The 3847-nt window shown below is 70.9% G+C and carries 3 protein-coding genes; 2 read left to right on the top strand and 1 reads right to left on the bottom strand.

Features of this window, described 5'->3' with window-relative positions; translation table 11 throughout:
• Positions 1 to 64 precede the first annotated feature (64 nt).
• Positions 65 to 1276 (bottom strand): glycoside hydrolase family 64 protein, encoded by a 1212-nt coding sequence (locus tag ABZ371_RS30125; RefSeq protein WP_358685542.1) that lies wholly within the window; start codon positions 1274 to 1276, stop codon positions 65 to 67.
• A 622-nt stretch (positions 1277 to 1898) separates the two neighbouring features.
• On the opposite strand from ABZ371_RS30125, the gene ABZ371_RS30130 reads away from it, so the two are divergent.
• Complete coding sequence (locus ABZ371_RS30130) at positions 1899 to 3482, top strand: acyl-CoA carboxylase subunit beta (protein ID WP_358685538.1); 1584 nt, start codon at positions 1899 to 1901, stop codon at positions 3480 to 3482.
• A 73-nt stretch (positions 3483 to 3555) separates the two neighbouring features.
• A complete protein-coding gene (locus ABZ371_RS30135; protein WP_358685540.1) occupies positions 3556 to 3759 on the top strand; it encodes an acyl-CoA carboxylase subunit epsilon in 204 nt (67 codons plus the stop codon).
• Positions 3760 to 3847: the final 88 nt, after the last annotated feature.

The raw sequence follows: 3847 nt of genomic DNA on the forward strand, positions 1-3847 counted from the left end.
ACCGGGGCGGTGGGGCGGCCCCGCCCGGCGGGGGGGGCGGCGGGCCCTTCGCGCGTGGTCCGCGTCAGGAACCGACGCTCACCGTGAAGCGGCGGGGGTTCCCGTCGTGGGCGGCTCCGGAGACGTCCGGCTCGCCGTCCGGGCGGACGTCGTCGTACGGGAACGCGTAACCGATGGGGGAGTTCGCGTGGACCACGCGTGACCAGTGGTTGGTCACCGCTCCCTTGTAGTAGTCCGCCACCGAGGTGCCGTTCGGCTGGCTGGGGTGGCTCAGCATGATCGACCGGTTGAAGCCGGCCGCCAGCCTGGCCAGGATCGCCTTCTTGTCGTCGGAGTCGCCCGGGTTGTTCGTGAACGGCCCGTGGTTGCAGGTGAAGACGTCCTTCGAGGACGGCTTGGTAAAGGTGTGGCCGCCCTCGAACGTCAGGATGTCGCCGTTGACCCGCCCGGTGACCGTGCCCCGGCCGCCCTGGAGGTCGATCCGCAGGTCCTCCGCGCGGTACTTCGCCCAGACCTCGTCGATCTGCGCGGTGAACAGGTCCCGGAAGGGCATCTCGCCAGGCCGGTCGAAGAAGGGCGCCATCAGGTTCTGCGGGGAGACGACACGCAGGACCCGCCCGTCGCCACCACGGGTGATCAGCTTGTCCCAGGGCTGCCCGTCCGCCGCCGCCTGGGCGGTGAGGTCGTCGGCTATCCGCTGCACCGCGCCGTCCGGCAGCGGAGCCACCGTGTGCGTGGCGTCGCCCTCCACGGTCAGGCCGATCGGCAGGGCCGTCACCAGGTCGACGTAGCTGATGTTGGCGTAGATCTGCTGCGGGTTGAACGTGAACTCGCAGAACGACCAGGTACGGCCGTAGTTGGGGTCGGTCGGTGTCGCGAAGGCGGGCTCGACCAGCGAGGGTCCCGGGTTCAGGTAGAAGTCCAGCTTGTCGTCGCGCACGAAGTACACGCGCGCTCCGTACATCTGCGGCAGGGTCAGGACCACCGGTCCCGCGCCCGCGGCCTTCAGCGGGATGGCGCAGTCCACCGGCAGCGGGGTCTGCGGGGCGCCGGGTGAGTCCGGGCGGTAGACACTGCCGTCGGCCCGCAGCAGCACCCAGCGGTCCGTGCCCTGCTCGTGGCCGGTCACGTAGGCGTGCACCGTGCCGGGCAACGACCTGTTCTCCAGAGCGAGTTCGCAGGTCGCGGCCGCCGCCGACGTGCGCGGGCTCAGCGCGCTGCCCCAGAGGGGGTAGGAGAGCGCGGTCGCGGAGGCGGCGGCGCCCGTCAGGAACATTCTGCGCGAAATCACGAGGGAACTCCCGAGGTGTGGGGGCCGCAGGCGGAATGACGGGGAGGTGGTGCGGTGGGGGGCCGCCTGCGGTGCGCACCACTCTCGCCACGTCGGTGACGAGCGTCAAGAGTTACGACTGAGAGCGCTCTCAAGAAACGGATTTCTTCACAACTCGTCGGCATGAAGGGGGTTTTGACGACTGTCGGTCGACCGTTGCCTGCGAGGCGTGAACAGGAACCGAACGCACTCGGCACTCCGCCGGAAGGGCGGGTGCGTCCCTCCGGCGGCGCGCCCGGCGCGGGGGGAGCGTCCCCGCCGGTGCGGACGGAAGGCCCCCGCCGGCCCCTCCGGCGGGCCGGGGGGCGGTGCCGGATCCGGTGGCGCGCTCTGCCATTGTGGGGTGCCGCCCTCCTCCGCTCCGGTGGATCCCGGCGTGGCGCGCGCATCGCGCTGTGACCGTCGCCATACCGGGGCGTTTGTCGAAGCTCCACAATCGAACCGCCCCCTGAGCTGGTGGATGGGCTGCACGGCACCGCGCTTCTGTCAGGTGCAGCCAGGAAACAGGGCAGGAGACTGTCCGATGTGGACGGCGGGATTTGTGCGGCCGGGTTCGTAGGGTCGACACATGACCGTTGTGGACGAAATCCCGGGCGAGCCGACTGACACCCGCGGGCGGGTGGCTGAACTGCTGGCGCTGCGTGAGCAGGCGCGGCGGGGACCGAGTGACCGGGCGACCGAGGCCCAGCACGCCAAGGGCAAGCTGACGGCCCGGGAGCGGATCGAGCTCCTGCTGGACGCGGGTTCGTTCAAGGAGGTCGAGCAGCTGCGCCGGCACCGCGCGACCGGCTTCGGCCTGGAGGCCAAGAAGCCGTACACCGACGGTGTCATCACCGGCTGGGGCACGGTCGAGGGCCGCACGGTGTTCGTCTACGCGCACGACTTCCGGATCTTCGGCGGGGCGCTGGGCGAGGCCCACGCCACGAAGATCCACAAGATCATGGACATGGCCATCTCGGCCGGTGCCCCGCTGGTCTCGCTGAACGACGGCGCCGGCGCCCGCATCCAGGAGGGTGTGAGCGCGCTCGCCGGGTACGGAGGGATCTTCCAGCGCAACACCCGTGCCTCGGGCGTCATCCCGCAGATCAGCGTGATGCTCGGCCCCTGCGCGGGCGGCGCGGCCTACAGCCCCGCCCTGACCGACTTCGTCTTCATGGTCCGCGAGACCTCGCAGATGTTCATCACCGGACCGGACGTCGTCAAGGCGGTCACCGGCGAAGAGATCACCCAGAACGGGCTCGGCGGCGCGGACGTGCACGCCGAGACCTCGGGCGTCGCGCACTTCGCGTACGACGACGAGGAGACCTGCATCGCCGAGGTCCGCTACCTGATCGGCATGCTCCCGTCGAACAACCGGGAGAACCCGCCCGTCGTGCCGAGCGACGACCCGGCCGACCGGCGCGGTGACGTCCTGCTCGACCTCGTCCCCGCCGACGGCAACCGGCCCTACGACATGCACAAGGTCATCGAGGAGCTCGTCGACGACGGCGACTTCCTCGAGGTCCACGAGCGCTGGGCCCGCAACATCGTCTGCGCGCTGGCCCGCCTCGACGGCCAGGTCGTGGGCATCGTCGCCAACCAGCCCCAGTCGCTGGCCGGAGTCCTGGACATCGAGGCGTCCGAGAAGGCCGCACGGTTCGTCCAGATGTGTGACGCCTTCAACATCCCCATCGTCACTCTCCTGGACGTACCCGGCTTCCTGCCCGGCGTCGATCAGGAGCACGGTGGGATCATCCGCCACGGGGCGAAGCTCCTGTACGCGTACTGCAACGCCACCGTGCCGCGGATCTCGCTGATCCTGCGCAAGGCATACGGAGGCGCGTACATCGTCATGGACAGCCAGTCCATCGGAGCCGACCTCACCTACGCGTGGCCGACCAACGAGATCGCGGTGATGGGCGCCGAAGGTGCCGCCAACGTCATCTTCCGCCGCCAGATCGCGGACGCCGAGGACCCCGAAGCCATGCGGGCCCGCATGGTCAAGGAGTACAAGGCCGAGCTGATGCACCCCTACTACGCCGCGGAGCGGGGGCTGGTCGACGACGTCATCGACCCCGCCGAGACGCGGGAGGTCCTCATCGCCTCCCTCGCGATGCTCCGCAACAAGCACGCCGACCTGCCGTCCCGCAAGCACGGCAACCCGCCGCAGTAGGCACAGCCCGCCGCAGCGACCCTGCCGGCGCCCGCTGTCACCTGCACAGAATCCGCCCAGAGACGGAGACACCATGAGCGTCACCCCCGCCGAGTCAGTGCTGCGCGTCGAGAAGGGCCAGGCCGGCCCCGAGGAGCTCGCGGCCATCACCGCGGTCCTGCTCGCCCGTGCCGCGGCCCAGCCCGCCGCGCCCGCCCGTCGCGGCCGTGACACCGCCGGATGGCGCCGGCTGGAGCGCACCCCCGGTTTCCGCGCCCCGCACAGCTGGCAGGGCTGAGAACACCTGCCGCCCCGCGCACCGGCTCCGGCGGCCGCCCCGGCCCCTGAGCCCCCTGCGGCCCCGGAAACGGCGAAGGCCCCCGTAC

Source organism: Streptomyces sp. NPDC005899 (assembly GCF_040629645.1).
GTDB lineage: Bacteria > Actinomycetota > Actinomycetes > Streptomycetales > Streptomycetaceae > Streptomyces.